Here is a 16,546-nt window from a genome sequence, read left to right on the forward strand (position 1 = left end):
CATTTTAACATCCAAGATTGTTAGGTTTTAATTAGGTTTGCACCGTTGCTTTTTAACAAATAGTTATGGATAATATATATTTCTTAATGATTATTGCCCTTGTCTTTTTGGCAGCGGCAGATTTGGTAGTAGGCGTTAGTAATGATGCCGTTAATTTCCTGAATTCTGCAATAGGATCTAAGGCTATTTCTTTTAGAACCATTATGATCGTTGCCAGCTTGGGAATTGCCATTGGAGCGATTTTTTCGAGTGGAATGATGGAGGTTGCCAGAAAGGGGATCTTTAATCCGAGTGAATTTATGTTCAGTGAGATTATGATCATCTTTATGGCGGTCATGATCACCGACATTCTTCTCCTGGATTTTTTCAATACCATAGGAATGCCTACCTCTACTACGGTATCGATCGTTTTTGAACTTTTGGGAGCCGCCGTAGCGATGGCCTTTATAAAAGTTGCCAATACAACGGGCGATTATATGGATGTTTACAACCATATTAACACATCCAAGGCAACGGAAATAATACTGGGGATTTTGCTCTCGGTCATCATTGCCTTTACTATTGGGGCACTCGTCCAATATTTTTCCCGTTTATTACTTTCTTTCGATTTTAGAAAAAAATCGAAATGGGTAGGCGCCCTATTTGGAGGTGTTGCTTTAACGGCCATTACTTATTTTATATTGATCAAAGGTTTAAAAGGAGCCACCTTTGTCAGTGAAGATGTGTTATACTTTATTAAACACAGCACCAAAGTGATTATCGTTGGTAGTCTTGTTGTGTGTTCAGCAATTTCCTATATTGTCACTTCCGTTTTAAAATATGATATCTACAAGCTTATCATTGTTGCGGGTACCTTTGCCTTGGCATTGGCCTTTGCAGGAAACGACTTGGTTAACTTTATCGGTGTTCCGATCGCTGCATGGCAGTCTTTTGAAGCTTGGAGTGCCTCTGGTATCCCGGCCACGGAATTCCCGATGGACTTCCTAGCCTCTAAAGTACCTACCCCTACAATTTTGTTGTTCCTTGCCGGAATGATCATGGTTATCACCTTATGGTTTTCCAAAAAGGCACGTTACGTAGCAGAGACCGAAATAAACCTTTCCAGGGAAGGAGAATCTAAAGAGCGTTTCCAGCCCAATTTCCTATCACGTGGCATCGTAAGGACCGCTATGTTACTGTCTGCAGGGGCAAACGCCCTAATCCCAAATTCATTACAGAAAAAAATCGATTTGAATTTTCAAAAACCGGTCATCGCCTTATCTAAGGACAAAACCTATGAATTGCCGGCTTTTGATATGGTAAGGGCTGCAGTAAACTTAATGGTAGCCGGGGTATTGATTTCTATTGCGACCTCTTATAAATTACCATTATCTACAACCTACGTTACCTTTATGGTTGCGATGGGTACGTCCTTGGCCGATAGGGCCTGGGGTGCGGAAAGTGCCGTTTACAGGGTAGCTGGAGTATTAAATGTAATTGGAGGTTGGTTTTTTACAGCCTTTATCGCCTTTATTTCTGCCGCAGTAATCGTTTACCTATTAAATATCCATGTGCCTTCTATGTTGGCCATCTTATTATTGATAGCGGTATTTTTATTGGTGAGAAACTATATCTCTCACAATAAAAAATCTAAAGAGATAAGAGCCGAAGACAGCCTTAGAAAGGCAGAAAGCAGTTCTATACAAGGTGTTATCGAAGAAAGTGCCAACAACATCTCTAACGTTGCCAAACGAAGTAACAAGATTTTCACCAATACCATTGATGGTCTTGCCAAGCAAGATTTGGATATGTTGAAAAAGAACAAGAAAGGCGTTGTTAAACTTTCTGATGAAGTAGATGAACTAAGGGATCATATTTTTTACTTTATCAAAAACCTGGACGATGCCAGTGTTGGAGCCAGTAATTTCTATATCAACATATTAGGATACCTACAGGATATGGCCCAATCTTTGGAATATTTGACCAAGATAAGCCACAAGCATATTCACAACAATCACAAAAAATTAAAGTATAACCAAATTAAGGAACTAAAGGAGATAGACCTAAAACTAGATACCTTGTTAAGTGAGACAAAACACACTTTCGAAACTCGTTCCTTTGAGAATATTGGTTCTATATTGGCTAGCAAACAAGAGTTATTAGACCTTGTTTCCTCTAAAATAGAAAAGCAGGTGGCTAGGACACGTACGGAAGAATCCAGTCCAAAAAACACCACTTTATACTTTACCTTTTTATTAGAAACAAAGGATTTTATAAATGCTACTATGAACTTATTGGAACTGTACTACCTAGAACACGACAGCTCTGTAAAACCAGCAACCATAGAGCCTTAATTCAATAGCTTTACAAAAAAAACCGTAGCCAAGGCTACGGTTTTTTTTTGCCTTATATGCAACGACAAACCACTTCAGCTTAGGAACAGTCGACTCTATGATTCTATTAGGGTGTTTTTTTTGCCCTTAATATCGCTTTTAAGCTTGTTTAAAAAAATAAGCCTACATTCAAGTCCGTAAAACTAAAAGCGGCACAAAAAGGCTCTGTACGCAGTAGGCTACAGCGAGCTATTCAATATTAGATAGTAGAAATAAAGCAGCCATACCTAAAAGATACAAGCAGCCCGTAGAAAGAAGCTAAACAAAATCTACTGCGCGTTTATTGAAAGTTGATGTGGATATACCAGTATAAAAATTTAGAAATCCCAGTACAGTCTAACTAGCGATAAAAATTCATTTTATCCAAATACTCCCAAACGGTTAAAGGCAATAATGGCTTGATATTTTTACCGGCTTTGAATTGTTTACGGATAAATGTAGAAGATATTTCCATGATAGGGGCATCGACCTCTACAATTTTGGGATGGTTTTTTAAGACAGCAATATTTTCATCCTCGGTTATTCTTGGGTAAACATAAATACTATAATTCTCCAAAATAACCTCATAATTCTTCCACTTGTGAAGACTCTTTAAATTATCCCTCCCCATGATGAGCGCAAAATCGTATTTGTTAGGATATTTTTCCTCCAAATGCACTAGGGTATTGATCGTATAATTGGGCTGCGGTAGCTTAAACTCAATATTACTCGGTTTTAACTTAGGATACTCCTTGGTAGCCTCGTACACCATATCATAACGATGGTAGTCGTCTAATAAAGAACTTTTCTTCTTAAACGGATTATGAGGCGTTACTACAAACCATACCTCCTCCAGATCTGAAAATTCTACCATATGATTGGCAATGATCAGATGCCCCACGTGTATGGGGTTAAATGTCCCGAAGTAGAGTCCTATTTTTTTCTTCATATAGAAATTGTACCGCGCTTTTTTAAGCAAAACCAACTATCGGCCATTCCCCGCAATCTAGTACTCGGGGAAGGACCGATATATTATTATTTTTTTTCTACACCCAAAAATTCAGCCACCAAAGTATGGGCTTCTTCTAAGGCAGTGTCTAAATCGTAATTCTTTATAATGCTATCGAACTGTGGTGCCGTGGCCAGTTCAACCGATGCCTTGGCAATACGCATATTTATTTTATCCTCGGACTCGGTACTGCGCTTTTTTAAACGGATCTTAAGTTCGTCAATGCTCGGCGGCTTTACAAAAACAGCCAAAGTTTGGTCGGGAAATGTTTTTTTTATCCGCAATCCTCCGACCACGTCTATATCAAAAATAACATTCTTTCCTTCGGCCCAAAGACGTTCTACCTCACTTTTTAGGGTTCCGTAAAAATTATCGCGATATACCTCTTCCCACTCTAAAAAGTCATCGGCCTTAATATGGTTTTTAAACTCGGACAAGGACATATAGTAATAATGTTCCCCGTGCTTTTCTTTCCCTCTTCTAGGTCGGGAAGTTGCCGAAATAGAAAAAGCCAAATTAAGTTCTGGTTTTGATAATAAATGCTTTACTATGGTTGTTTTTCCACTGCCAGAAGGGGCAGAAAAAATTATTAATTTACCTCCTGCCATTACAATACATTCAACATTTGTTCCTTAATCTTTTCCAATTCGTCTTTCATCTGTACCACCAATTGCTGCATAGGCGCAAAGTTGGCCTTTGATCCTATCGTATTGATTTCCCTTCCGATTTCCTGACTGATAAATCCTAGTTTCTTTCCGTTAGAATCGTCAGACTTTAAGGTACTCCCAAAATAATCCAAGTGATTTTTTAAACGCACCTTCTCTTCGGTAATATCGTATTTTTCCAAATAGTAAATCAGTTCTTGCTCAAATCGATTGGCATCCAATTCTGTTTTTAGATCCGATACCGCCTTTTCCAAACGCTCCCTGATTGTTAACAACCTATCTGGATCCATGGCAGCGACTTGTTCTAGTAAATCATTTAATGTTGCCAGCCTCGCTAAAAAGTCGGCTTCCAAGACTTTCCCTTCCTCAGTCCTAAAAGTATTTATCTCTTCTAAAGCCTTGGTCAAGGTATCCTTTATCACCAAGTATTCCTCTGGATTGATATCTTCGCGTTCGGTTTTCATGGTATCGGGCATACGCATGGCAATTTCTAACAAGCCCATTTCGTTACCTGGGACTATATTCCCTAATTGCTGCATATATTGGCGTACCACCCCTTCATTGACAAAAGAGAAGGTTTCACCTCCTGTGTTTTCAATATACAGTCCAAAATCTATTTTTCCCCTTTCCAAAGAACTAGCAATAGTTCTGCGTAGTTCCAATTCCTTTTCTCTATAGGCCGATGGAATTCGGGCATTTAAATCGAGATTTTTGCTATTAAGGGATTTAATCTCTATGGTAATTTTCTTCGTGGAAAGTTGTATTACATGCTTTCCAAAACCCGTCATGGATTGAATCATAAAATTGCTTTAAATTTTGGCAAAGGTAAGTAAAATTAGGGTTTTGTACTTTTAAGGATCAGGGCTAAAAAAGTAAAATATCTCCCTTTATAGATCTACGGCTTGTTTTTGGCGTATTTCCGGGCTTTTCTATTGGGATTCTTGAGTTTCAATATTTTCCAAACTTACATAAAAGGCAATTTCCCCTATCCAATACCTCCTTCTAGAAGACCAACCGCCCTAATGATTGAGTTATATTGACCTTAACCTTAAACCCTCTGGAAAGCCTTTAAAATTGAACACCCCTATAGTTACTAGTGGCCACACGCCCTACTGTACTATAACCCAAAAGGAGATTTTTTTTGATCCCGAATTTGAAATAAACACTTCAAAATTATCTAAAAAAACAAACAGTAGGGCGTGTGGTTTCTAGTCTTAGTTTCTTATAACCTATAGTTCCCTTACCCAAATATTGCGATAGCTTACACGGCTATTATCACCATGGTCTTGCAACTTAATAGGCCCCTTTCCGTGCGGTGGATTTTTAGGCCATCCAATATATGGAGTGGTTCCTTTTATTTCTACGTGGTCTTGTACCAAGATACCGTTGTGTAGCAGTGTAAGGGTTCCCGATTTTATTTTTTCACCTTCCGAATTAAACTCTGGCGCGTGATAAATAATATCATAGGTATTCCATTCTCCACTAGGCACCGATGCCATCGCTAAGGGCACATGCTGCTTATAGATAGACCCTACCTGCCCGTTTACATAGGTATCGTTATTGTTGTTATCTAACACCTGTATTTCGTACAAGCCTTGTAAAAACACTCCGCTATTGGCCCTACTTTGATTTTCGCCTTGGATGTCTGCCGGCGATTTCCATTCGATATGCAATTGAACGCTACCAAATTCTTGTTTAGTCTGTATGTCGCCAGATTTGTCCTTTACGGTCATACTTCCGTCCTTATTTAGGTGCCATGGGGCCGTGCTGCCATCTTTGGCACTTACCCATTGATCTAGGCTTTCCCCATTAAAAAGTACAATAGCATCGCTTGGGGCGTCGTTAATTTTGGCCCCTGGTTGCACCTTCGGCGGAACCGGCTTATAAACTTCGGTCCCCTCGGGTGTAGTGGGTTCCTCGCCCTTATGCTCTTTATCGGCATGGACTGCTTCGGCCATTTCTTTGCCGTTGCCGGCTGCTTTAAGATCCTTTTCCTTACAAGAAAAAACGACTAAGGCACAGGCAATAATATAGATATGTTTCATTATTTTTTATTAGAAGTCAATACAGTTTATAGACTTTTTATTTTAATATTTTTAAAAGCAACTATATCCCCATGGTCTTGTAGCCCTATTTTTCCGGTGGCATATTTCCCAAAATGCTCCCAGCCTTTGAATTTAGATTTCTCTACCATTTCATTCCATGGCTCTCCATTTACCGGAAATTCTACGATAAGTTCATCGTTAAGCACTACACTTCCCTTGTTGGTATCGTGGTTTACAGTTATCACAAAAGTATTCCACTCCCCTACAGGTTTTGTTACGTCCTTACTTGGCGCTATCATATCGTAAAGCGCTCCTGCTTGGTGAGTTGTTCCGTTTTTGGCATCTGGATGTTTTTCGTTATCCAGCACCTGAATCTCCGGACCGGACTGGTAGGCTTCGGATAGGCTAGGTATTTCTTGGACACCCCAGAAAATACCGCTGTTACCTCCTTCAGATATTTTCCAATCTATGGACAACACAAAATTGCGAAACTCTTCCTTGGATACCAGGTTGTAATTGGCGCCTTCTTTACGCTTCTTGGGAGGGTAAAAAACCATGGCTCCCTCTTCAATCTTCCAGGCATCTTCTACCCCCTCTTGCCCATACCCTTTCCAGGCGTCAAAATTAGTCCCATCAAAGAGAACCTTCCATTCTCCTTGCTCGGAACTTGTGGTCATCTCTGTTTTGGCGTTCTCCATGGGCTGCTCCTTAGAAGTGTTCGTTGTTTTTTCTTTGCAGCCTATTGTCAATATCGCTGCGAAAGCTGTTATCCATAAATTTTTCATGTCGCTTATGTTAGAGGTTAATTAAAGTCCAAGTATTTTCTTTAATACATTTTTATCTATTTCCCCTCCGGCAAAATCGTCAAAGGTTTTTTGTGTTGCTTCGATAATATGGTCCTGGATAAACTTGGCCCCTTCCCTAGCGCCTTGTTCCGGGCTCTTAATACAGCATTCCCATTCCATCACTGCCCAAACATCGCATCCGTATTGTGTCAATTTAGAGAATATGGTCTTAAAATCTATTTGCCCATCTCCTAAAGATCGGTATCTCCCAGCGCGATCGCTCCAATCGTTATAGCCACCAAAAGCACCTTTTTTCCCAGTTGGATTGAACTCGGAATCTTTTACATGGAACGACTTAATGAATTCGTGATAGTGGTCTATATAGGTGATATAATCTAATTGTTGCAATACAAAGTGACTTGGATCGTACAAAATATTCACCCTTTTGTGGTTTCCTGTCGCTGCTAAAAAGCGCTCAAAGGTATCCCCATCATGAAGGTCTTCTCCTGGGTGTATTTCGTAACAGACATCAACGCCTTCCTTATCGAAGTGATTCAAGATCGGCAACCATCTTTTTGCCAATTCCTCGAAGCCCATTTCTACTAAACCTGCAGGGCGTTGTGGCCAAGGGTGCATGGTATGCCATAGCAAAGACCCGGAAAAGGTCGCGTGGGCAGTAATCCCCAACCTTCTACTAGCGGTAGCTGCTTTTTTCACCACTTCCACAGCCCACTCCGTACGTGCCTTTGGATTGTTCTTTACGGCATCTGGCGCAAAATTATCGAACATTAAATCATATGCTGGGTGTACCGCAACCAATTGACCTTGAAGGTGGGTAGAAAGCTCTGTAATTTCTAAGCCGTACGAATTTACCTTTCCCTTTAGTTCGTCACAATATGTCTGGCTTTCTGCCGCCTTGTCCAAATCTATAAGATAGTCGACCCAAGTAGGAATTTGAATCCCTTTATACCCTAAGTCGGATGCCCATTTACAAATGCCATCCAAAGAATTAAACGGTGCTTTATCGTCTACAAATTGTGCTAAAAAAACCGCAGGTCCCTTAATTGTTTTCATCTATATAATTTATTGTTATAATTAACGTTTGTATTTCTATAGGATTCCTATAAGCCATGGCGTAGACCATTTTGTTATAGCAAAAATCCCAGTTTATATTTACACTATTATTGAAATCTATCCTAAACACTGAAATCAATAGTATTAAGAATAGAACATGTTAAAATCTGTCTTGATAGGATCAAAAAATAAACCTTATATTTAAAGTCATTAGCTTTCGAAAAACCCCCATATAGAGAGACGTCATAAATATAGGAATTACAATAGAAATATAAGAATATAACCTAATGAATAAGCAACAGGAATCCGGGAACCACTATTGGGTCGACCACAAAACGATCCTTTATCTACTGTTTGTTTATTGAAAACATAGAAGTTAAGAGTCATTGCCTCTTAAAACTTCAAAATACCGTGCCAAGTTAAATTGAGATTAAAAAAGCAGCTATTGGTATGGAATGAATAACCTAAGAAACTATTAACTAATGTAAATCTTCTTAATGGAAAACAGTTCGGCCAGACATATGTGGGGCGATTTTTTGGACGCCCACTTGCAATACGCTTTTGTAGACCCCCCAAAAGTATTGCACTTTTGCAACACTGAATTAGAAGCCAATAGGAGTACCGCCCTGGTCCTTGACCAAATAAAAAAAGCGACTACCTATTCCCTTCTAGGGCTACAACACCGTAAGGAGTCTTTGCCAAAAATAGGGTCATTTATGGTCATTACCAATTGGGAAGGAAAGGCGCAATGTATTGTAAGGACTACGGCAGTGCAGTTAAAACCTTTTTATAGCATCACTAAAGACTTTGCTTTAAAAGAAGCCATAGGCGATCACAGTTTAGAAACATGGAAAAAGGCCACTTGGGAGCGATTTTCTGAAGAATTAAAACCGTTTAACAAGGTCCCAAAAGAGAGTATGATTGTCGTTTGCCAAGAATTTGAAAAAGTCTTTTAACGCCCTATAGGTCCAATATAAAATAAGGCCGTCTTTACAAGACGGCCTTATTTATTTAAACATTAAGCAGTGTAGTTTTTAGTGTAAATCTACCCACACATTCCCTTGTTTATGGGAAGTTACTGTGCTTTCTATAAAGTCCATTCCGCGAACACCATCTAACATGGTCGGGAATTCACCATCATTATAAGCTTCTCCACGAACAGCTTTGGCTACGCCCAAATAGATATTGGCCATAGCATCAAAGATACCTTCAGGATGCCCAGGAGGTAATTTAGTCCCTCCCAAAGACAGTTCCGAATTATAACTATGCCCTGGTTTGTATACTTGTAAAGGCTTATCGTCACTTAGGACAAATAATTGGTTAGGGCTTTCTTGCTCCCATCGCAATCCTCCCTTATCGCCATAAATAGCAATAGAAAGTCCGTTTTCTTCCCCGGTAGCAATCTGGCTAGACCTGATCAATCCTTTTACATGTTTGTCCATACGTACCAATACCGTACCGTCGACATCCATTGGGTTGTCATCGTACACATAGTTAAAATCGGCCAGGATAGATTTGATTCTTAAGCCAGTAGTATACTCAATCATATTAAAGGCATGCACCCCAATATCGGCAATACAACAACTGATTCCGGCTTTTTTAGGATCTAACCTCCAAGTAGAAGCACGTTTCTCTTTGTCGTGAATAATAGGGTTTATCCAGCCTTGGTAGTAACTAGCATCGACCTTATGAACCTTTCCAATAGCACCGGCCTTCACCATTTCCCTCATTTGACGTACCATAGGATAGCCAGTATAGGTATGGGTAAGGGCAAACACCGTCTTAGACTTTTCCATGGTAGCCTGTAATATTTTAGCTTCCTCATAAGTGGTCGTCATCGGCTTCTCGCAAATAACATTAAACCCGTTTTCCAATAGCTTTTTCACCATTGGGAAGTGCAAAAAGTTAGGTGTCAATACAGAACATACCTGAATACGATCTTCTTTTGGCAACTTTAACTCCTCTTCGATCAAGGTGTCAAAATCCTTATAAATACGATCGGTGGGGATGTCTATTTGTTTAGCAAAAGCCATATTTTCCTCGAAATTCGGATTAAAAACAGCTCCTACAATTTGATAATTATCATTAATAAAGGACGCTACTCTATGTAGAACTCCGATCAGAGAGTCTCCTCCACCTCCTAAAATACCTAATTTAATTTTCTTACTCATAACCTTATTCTTTCTAAATTATTCTTTATACTCTACTTCAACATTTTTGAAAAATATGGTAAACAGAATCATCACTACTAAAGCAAAAAGAGCTGGGAAGATCCAAATACTTTCCCAATCGTGAATCCCTGCACTTACCAAATAACTATCGGTAACTTTTCCTGCGATCCAAAACCCTATCAACATTCCTACTCCATAGGTAGCCAAGGTAATTAACCCTTGCGCCGCACTCTTATATTTTTCCCCTGCCTTAGAATCGGTATATATCTGACCAGAAACAAAGAAGAAATCGTAACAAATTCCGTGCAATGCAATCCCTAAGATAAGCATAAAGGCTAAATCCCCGTCATTGCCATAAGCAAACAGTAGGTATCTTACCGTCCAGGCCAACATACCTGCGATCAGGGTGTTTTTAAAACCAAACCTCTTAAAAAAGAAAGGCAACAATAACATAAACAACACTTCTGATGCCTGTCCTATCGTCATTTTCCCTGTTGGGTTATCCATTCCTATTTCCGATAAAAACGGATTCGCATTTTGGTAATAGAATGCCAATGGAATACAGATAAGGATAGAAGATATAAAGAAGATTAAAAAGTTTCTGTCCTTTAAAAGCTTTAAGGCGTCTAGCCCTAGTATACTACCTATAGAAACTTTTTCGTCTTTTGCTACTACAGGAGGAGTTTTAGGAAGTGTAAAACTAAAAAGTCCCAAAACTAAAGAAGCAATAGATACCATTAAAAAAGTGTTCTTTAACATTCCGGCCTCTCTAGATGCTGCAGAATCCCAAAGAAAAACATAACTAATGATGAGTCCGGCTATAATCCATCCAACGGTTCCGAACACCCTAATAAATGAAAATTCCTTGGCTGGATTTTTCATTTGGTTAAAGGAAATAGAGTTTACCAAGGCCAAAGTTGGCATATATAATATCATATACCCCAATACAAAGGGATAAAAGCTTTCAAAATCAACGGCAGTATACATTTGATACATTAGTACCGCTCCCAGAAGATGCAAGACCCCTAATATACGCTCTGCATTAAAATAACGGTCTGCTATTAATCCAATAATAAAAGGAGCTATAATGGCTCCCCAAGATTGGGTAGAGAAGGCCATTCCTATTTCTCCGCCGTTGGCACTTAGGTTTTTGTCCAAAAATGTTCCCAAGGTTACAAACCAGCCACCCCAAATAAAAAATTCGAGGAACATCATAAATGACAATTGCATTTTAATCTTTAGTTTCATGCTTTTCTAGATATGTTTATCGTTTTTAAAAAATATGTCCAAATGAAAAAAGTGCATTTATTACTTTTAAAATTTGGACGCTATCACTTGTTGAAGGATGTCTCCCCAAAATTAATATATTTCCATTTCAGATTCAGGATATATCAATAACTCAATTTGTATTTCACAAACTAGGATCAAAAGTATCAACATCTATCCTAATTCCAAAAATATTGATTTGATTTTGATAAAGAAATCGCAGGAAGCCTGTACTGGACTCCTAATTCGCTTTACATAGCCTTCACAAACCTTTAGAGTTCCCTTTATACGAACAGAGGCCTTCGCCAAGTTGTTTGCCGGTATAAAGATGAATCGGTTTTTTAACCTCAATATTAATTGAAGTCAAAAAACCGATTTAATAGTATCGCTTCAAAATCTGAAGGCTTATTTTAGAGTTTTAGCGGCTTTTACCAATAAATCTCTAGTAGCTATAATACCTTCTTCTTCACTCAATCTTCCTCCTTCGTATTCAACTCCGATATATCCGGTATATCCAGCGTCTTTTACAACTTTAAGAAGTTTGGCATAATCTAATTTTACCTCATTACCTTCGGCATCAAAATCATGCGATTTTGCACTTACGGCCTTGGCATAAGGCATTAACTCGCTTACACCTTTGTAGTAATCATATTCATTAGTACAACCTGTTTGGTCTCTTTCTACACAGAAATTCCCAAAATCTGGAAGCGTACCACAGTTATCCATATTTACTTGGCTCATTACTTCGGCCAATTTTGAAGCATCAGAAGAAAGTCCACCATGGTTTTCTACCAAAACGTTGATGTTTTTCTCCTTGGCATACGTAGCCAACTGCGTTAGACCATCTACAGAACTTGCAATCCACTCTTCTGGCTTGTTAGTTCCTGCAAGGTTCACTCTAATAGAATGGCATCCCATCGCAGCAGCAGCATCGACCCATTTGTAATGGTTTTCTACCGCTTCTTTTCTTTTGGCAGCATCGGGCGTAGCAAGATCTCCTTGACCATCGATCATGATCAGAACGTTTTGCATACCGTGCTTTTTACTTTCGGCATTACTTTTTTCTACAAAGGCCGCCATAGCTTCCTCTGAAAAATTAGCCGCTTTTAACTCCTTATAGTATAATCCGCTAACATATTCCAATCCGGTAAAGCCCCATTCCTTAGCCTTTTCTGCAAAAGAATAAGGATCTACCTCACCACTTGAAATCATTCTATGCATGGACCATTGGGCCAAAGACAATTTAAAAAAAGGTGTTTCGGCATTGTCTGCTATTTTTTCAGCAGCAACCTCCTTAGACTGTTCTTTTGGGGCCTCTTTACAAGAAACTCCTCCGATTAACAACAAGGCCAAAAGTGCCTTAAATCCATTGACTTTTAAACTTTTACGATTCATTTTTTTATGTAATAATTAATTTAACGATTATGAGCAACTACAACGTTATAGTGTTGTATTCTCAAGAAATATAAGGTTTAAATGTAGATAATTAATTCTATATTTAATAAATTTATTAACTAAACAATTTTCTAGATGAGCAAATTTTATTATAATGAAGAGCAGGAGAGCTACGACGCAATCGTAGTGGGCACGGGCATCAGCGGAGGTTGGGCCGCCAAAGAATTGTGTGAAAACGGCTTAAAAACCTTGGTTTTGGAACGAGGAAGAATGGTGACCCATATAAATGACTATACGACTGCAAATATGGACGACTGGGATTTTCCTAATAATGGGGAGTTGTCTAGAGAAGAAAAAGCAAAACAATTAAAACAAGCAAGGACGGGATATACCGTAAAAGCCCAACACAATCAGTGGTTTGTCAACGACCTAGAACATCCCTATAACGAAACCAAGCGTTTTGATTGGATGAGAGGATACCACCTAGGGGGCCGTTCCCTTCAGTGGGGGCGCCATAGCTACCGCTGGAGCGAGATGGATTTTGAGGCCAATAAAAAAGACGGCATTGCCGTAGACTGGCCTGTTCGTTATAAGGATATTGCTTCCTGGTACGACAAGGTAGAATCTTATATAGGGGTTTGTGGAGAAAACTTGGGATTGCCACAATTGCCCGATGGCCAATTTTTGCCAATGATGGAACTGAACTGCGTGGAACAACATTTCCGTGAAAAAGTAGCTGAAAATTTTGACGGAAGAGTCGTTACCGCAGGCCGGGTTGCCCATATAACCGGAAATAAGGAATTTGAAGGAAGAAGCAAGTGCCAGTACAGGAACCGCTGTATGCGCGGTTGTCCTTTCGGAGCCTATTTTAGCAGTCTGTCTTCTACCCTACCGGCTGCGGAACGCACCGGCAACATGACCCTTAGACCAGATTCTATTGTTTCTGAGGTTATTTACGATCCAAAAACAAAAAAGGCAACAGGCGTTAAGGTCATAGACCGTGTAACCAAAGAAACCTTTGAATTTAAGGCAAAAGTAATTTTCCTTTGTGCCTCTGCTATTGGTTCGACCTCTATCTTGATGCAATCCAAATCTGAGCGTTTCCCCAATGGATTGGGTAACGATTCGGATCAATTGGGAAGAAATATCATGGACCATCATTTAGGTGTTGGGGCTTCTGGGAAATTTGATGGCTTTGAAGACAAGTACTATAAGGGAAGAAAACCTAATGGTGTTTACATTCCGAGATTTAAAAACTTAGGCGGCGATACGGACAATAAAAATTACCTCCGTGGTTTTGGTTATCAGGGCGGAGCCAGTAGAGGCGATTGGGAAGAGTCAGTCGCAGAACTATCTTATGGAAAAGACTTAAAAGACGCTATCTTAAAACCAGGAGGCTGGACCTTTGGCATCATGGGCTTTGGAGAAGTGTTGCCACACCCCGATAATAGAATGACCTTGGACTACGACAAATTGGATGACTGGGGCTTGCCTACAGTAACCTTTGACGCAGAGTTTAAAGAAAACGAATGGAAGATGCGCGAGGATATGAAACAACAGGCCGTAGACATGCTTACCAAGGCAGGCATGAGGGACGTAAAGGCCTATGACAATCCGGGTGCCCTTGGATTGGGGATCCATGAAATGGGGACCGCAAGAATGGGTAGAGACCCTAAAACGTCTGTACTTAACGGCTATAACCAAGTACATGCCGTACCAAATGTATATGTTACCGATGGGGCTTTTATGACTTCTGCCAGTTGTGTAAACCCTTCCCTTACCTACATGGCTTTTACCGCAAGAGCGGCCAACCACGCAGCACAAGAACTTAAAAAAGGAACCTTATAATGGATAGAAGAAAAGCACTCAGAAACATGGGCTTGACCCTAGGGTATGTTGTAGCAACCCCCACCCTATTAAGCCTAGTACAAAGTTGTAAACAAGAGAAGGCCATTTCATGGATACCGACCTTCCTTAGCCAAGATGCAGGAAATAATCTTGCCCACTTGGTAGATATCATATTGCCCAAAACCGATACACCTTCTGCCACCGAGGTTAACGTACATATCTTTATAGACCGTTTTGCCCAGGAGGTGATGGAACCGGAGCAACAAGCTATTTTTAAAATGAGCATGGGCAAGTTTTTAGAAAAAGTCTTAGCAGATTCTAAAAAGGAAACCATGGCCGAACTAGAACCTGCCGATTTAGAACCGGTTTTGGCCAAAGCCCTAAAAATTACGAAAGAAGAAGAGGTTAATAATATGGAGCTGATTGCCTCCTATACCGAAGCGATTAAAGAAGGTAAGCCTGCCGAACTAGACGATGAACTATCGAGGTTTGCTTTTGCCAATAACCTTAGAGGTTTGACTATTTGGGGCTATAAATCCTCAGAATATGTAGGCGAAAATGTGCTTGCCTATTTGCCGGTTCCCGGTGAATATATTGGCTGTGGCGATTTAAATGAGTTAACCCAAGGCAAAGCCTGGTCAATCTAATAGGAAAGGACATTGAAAAGACGCGATTTTATTCAGAAAACGGCCCTCTCTAGCGGCGCCATAGGTCTTGGAGGATCTATGGCCTATGGGATGCCAGAACTTAGAAAGGCGAAACACCACTTTAATTTGAAATATGCCCCACATTTGGGCATGTTTCAACAACATGCAGGTAAGGACCCCATAGATCAATTGAACTTTATGGCCGACCAAGGTTTTACGGCCTTTGAAGACAACGGAATGCGCGGACGTGCCGTTTCTCTACAAGAGAAAATGGCAAAGACCATGCAGGATAGAGGGATAGAAATGGGCGTATTTGTGGCCCATGAAATCTATTGGAAAGAACCCAACCTGGCCTCTGGTGACAAGGACAAACGAGCGGAGTTTTTAGACTATATCCGCCAATCGGTTGATGTTGCCAAACGCGTCAATGCGAAATGGATGACCGTTGTACCCGGCCATGTAGATTTACGACTGCGCCCAGGCTACCAACAGGCCAATGTCATTGAAAGTCTAAAACAGGCCTCTGCTATTTTGGAACCCCATGGCTTAACCATGGTTTTAGAACCATTGAACTTTAGGGATCACCCAGGGCTTTTTCTCACAGATTCGCCCCAGGCCTATGAGATTTGTAAGGCGGTAGATTCTCCTGCCTGTAAGATCTTATTCGATATCTACCACCAACAGATTCAGGAAGGAAACCTCATTCCGAATATGGAAGCTAGTTGGGACGAAATCGCCTATATACAAATAGGCGATAATCCCGGACGTAAAGAACCTACCACGGGGGAGATCAACTACCGCAATGTCTTTAAATTTATAAAAGACAAAGGTTTTAACGGTATTCTAGGAATGGAACACGGCAATTCTAGACCTCATAAAGAAGGGGAATTGGCTGTAATAAATGCCTATAAAGAAGTTGATAATTTTATGTAGAAATAGTCTCAACCAACCTTTATAAATAATATAATAGCGCTCCATATTCCGAATTAAAAGGAAAATGGGGCGCTTTTTTTGTTTTATACACCTTCTACCCTATTGCAGCTGTCTTAAAGCTTCTACTATTTTAGTGGTCAACCTATATCAGGAACGTACAGGCTACTCTTTTCTCTTCTCTCTTTTCTCTTCTCTCTTTTCTCTTCTCTCTTTTCTTTTATCTATTTTCACTGAATCCCGCGTTAGCTATTGCAGCGGCATCCTTTTTTAGAGGCCAAGGGCCGTTTAAAAAAGATACAGCGAAAAGAGCGACCCTTTAGGGGAACGCCCCACAGAATACAGCAGCTATTATCCTAT

Annotated in this window: 14 protein-coding genes; 5 read left to right on the forward strand and 9 right to left on the reverse strand. The window is 40.0% G+C overall.

Annotation, left to right across the window (positions count from 1 at the left end):
* Positions 1–65: 65 nt before the first annotated feature.
* On the forward strand, positions 66–2,333 hold the full coding sequence (locus HCG49_RS08980) for an inorganic phosphate transporter (RefSeq protein WP_168469196.1): 2,268 nt from the start codon (positions 66–68) through the stop codon (positions 2,331–2,333).
* 379 nt (positions 2,334–2,712) lie between these two features.
* On the opposite strand, the gene nadD is transcribed toward HCG49_RS08980, so the two are convergent.
* The 6 genes from nadD to HCG49_RS09010 form a co-directional block, all read right to left on the reverse strand.
* Complete coding sequence (gene nadD / locus HCG49_RS08985; RefSeq protein WP_168469197.1) at positions 2,713–3,300, reverse strand: nicotinate (nicotinamide) nucleotide adenylyltransferase; 588 nt, start codon at positions 3,298–3,300, stop codon at positions 2,713–2,715.
* Between the two features lie 86 nt (positions 3,301–3,386).
* Positions 3,387–3,968, reverse strand: a complete 582-nt coding sequence (gene gmk, locus HCG49_RS08990; RefSeq protein ID WP_168469198.1) for a guanylate kinase — start codon at positions 3,966–3,968, stop codon at positions 3,387–3,389.
* The gene (locus HCG49_RS08995) at positions 3,968–4,825 is read right to left on the reverse strand and encodes a YicC/YloC family endoribonuclease (protein WP_168469199.1); all 858 of its coding nucleotides are present in this window, start codon (positions 4,823–4,825) and stop codon (positions 3,968–3,970) included. The genes gmk and HCG49_RS08995 overlap by 1 nt, the downstream gene beginning before the upstream one ends.
* 429 nt (positions 4,826–5,254) lie before the next feature.
* The gene (locus HCG49_RS09000; RefSeq protein WP_168469200.1) at positions 5,255–6,070 is read right to left on the reverse strand and encodes a DUF1080 domain-containing protein; all 816 of its coding nucleotides are present in this window, start codon (positions 6,068–6,070) and stop codon (positions 5,255–5,257) included.
* Positions 6,071–6,096: 26 nt separating this feature from the next.
* A complete protein-coding gene (locus HCG49_RS09005; RefSeq protein WP_168469201.1) occupies positions 6,097–6,855 on the reverse strand; it encodes a DUF1080 domain-containing protein in 759 nt (252 codons plus the stop codon).
* A gap of 21 nt (positions 6,856–6,876) precedes the next feature.
* Positions 6,877–7,929: a sugar phosphate isomerase/epimerase family protein gene (locus tag HCG49_RS09010; RefSeq protein ID WP_168469202.1), complete on the reverse strand. Its 1,053-nt coding sequence runs from the start codon at positions 7,927–7,929 to the stop codon at positions 6,877–6,879.
* A 497-nt stretch (positions 7,930–8,426) separates the two neighbouring features.
* Here HCG49_RS09010 and HCG49_RS09015 point away from each other — a divergent pair, with 497 nt between their 5' ends.
* Entirely contained in the window at positions 8,427–8,885 is a 459-nt protein-coding gene (locus HCG49_RS09015; RefSeq protein WP_168469203.1) for an ASCH domain-containing protein, read from the forward strand.
* 78 nt (positions 8,886–8,963) lie between these two features.
* Here HCG49_RS09015 and HCG49_RS09020 read toward each other — a convergent pair whose 3' ends face one another.
* The 3 genes from HCG49_RS09020 to HCG49_RS09030 all read right to left on the reverse strand — a co-directional run bounded on the left by HCG49_RS09020 (position 8,964) and on the right by HCG49_RS09030 (position 12,761).
* A complete protein-coding gene (locus HCG49_RS09020; protein ID WP_168469204.1) occupies positions 8,964–10,100 on the reverse strand; it encodes a Gfo/Idh/MocA family protein in 1,137 nt (378 codons plus the stop codon).
* Positions 10,101–10,118: 18 nt separating this feature from the next.
* Positions 10,119–11,348, reverse strand: coding sequence for a nucleoside permease (locus HCG49_RS09025; RefSeq protein WP_168469205.1), 1,230 nt, complete (start codon positions 11,346–11,348; stop codon positions 10,119–10,121).
* 423 nt (positions 11,349–11,771) lie between these two features.
* On the reverse strand, positions 11,772–12,761 hold the full coding sequence (locus HCG49_RS09030) for a sugar phosphate isomerase/epimerase family protein (protein ID WP_168469206.1): 990 nt from the start codon (positions 12,759–12,761) through the stop codon (positions 11,772–11,774).
* Positions 12,762–12,896: 135 nt separating this feature from the next.
* Between HCG49_RS09030 and HCG49_RS09035 the strand changes: the two genes are divergently transcribed.
* From HCG49_RS09035 to HCG49_RS09045, 3 genes are read left to right on the forward strand one after another with little or no spacing between them, the layout of a single operon-like run.
* Positions 12,897–14,609 carry a GMC oxidoreductase gene (locus HCG49_RS09035; protein WP_168469207.1) on the forward strand — a complete coding sequence of 571 codons (1,713 nt, stop codon included), beginning with the start codon at positions 12,897–12,899 and terminating at the stop codon, positions 14,607–14,609.
* On the forward strand, positions 14,609–15,256 hold the full coding sequence (locus HCG49_RS09040) for a gluconate 2-dehydrogenase subunit 3 family protein (protein ID WP_168469208.1): 648 nt from the start codon (positions 14,609–14,611) through the stop codon (positions 15,254–15,256). The genes HCG49_RS09035 and HCG49_RS09040 overlap by 1 nt, the downstream gene beginning before the upstream one ends.
* A 12-nt stretch (positions 15,257–15,268) precedes the next feature.
* Positions 15,269–16,189 carry a hydroxypyruvate isomerase family protein gene (locus HCG49_RS09045; RefSeq protein WP_168469209.1) on the forward strand — a complete coding sequence of 307 codons (921 nt, stop codon included), beginning with the start codon at positions 15,269–15,271 and terminating at the stop codon, positions 16,187–16,189.
* Positions 16,190–16,546: the final 357 nt, after the last annotated feature.

Origin of the sequence: Arenibacter sp. 6A1 (assembly GCF_012272855.1) — a bacterium.
Classification (GTDB): domain Bacteria; phylum Bacteroidota; class Bacteroidia; order Flavobacteriales; family Flavobacteriaceae; genus Arenibacter.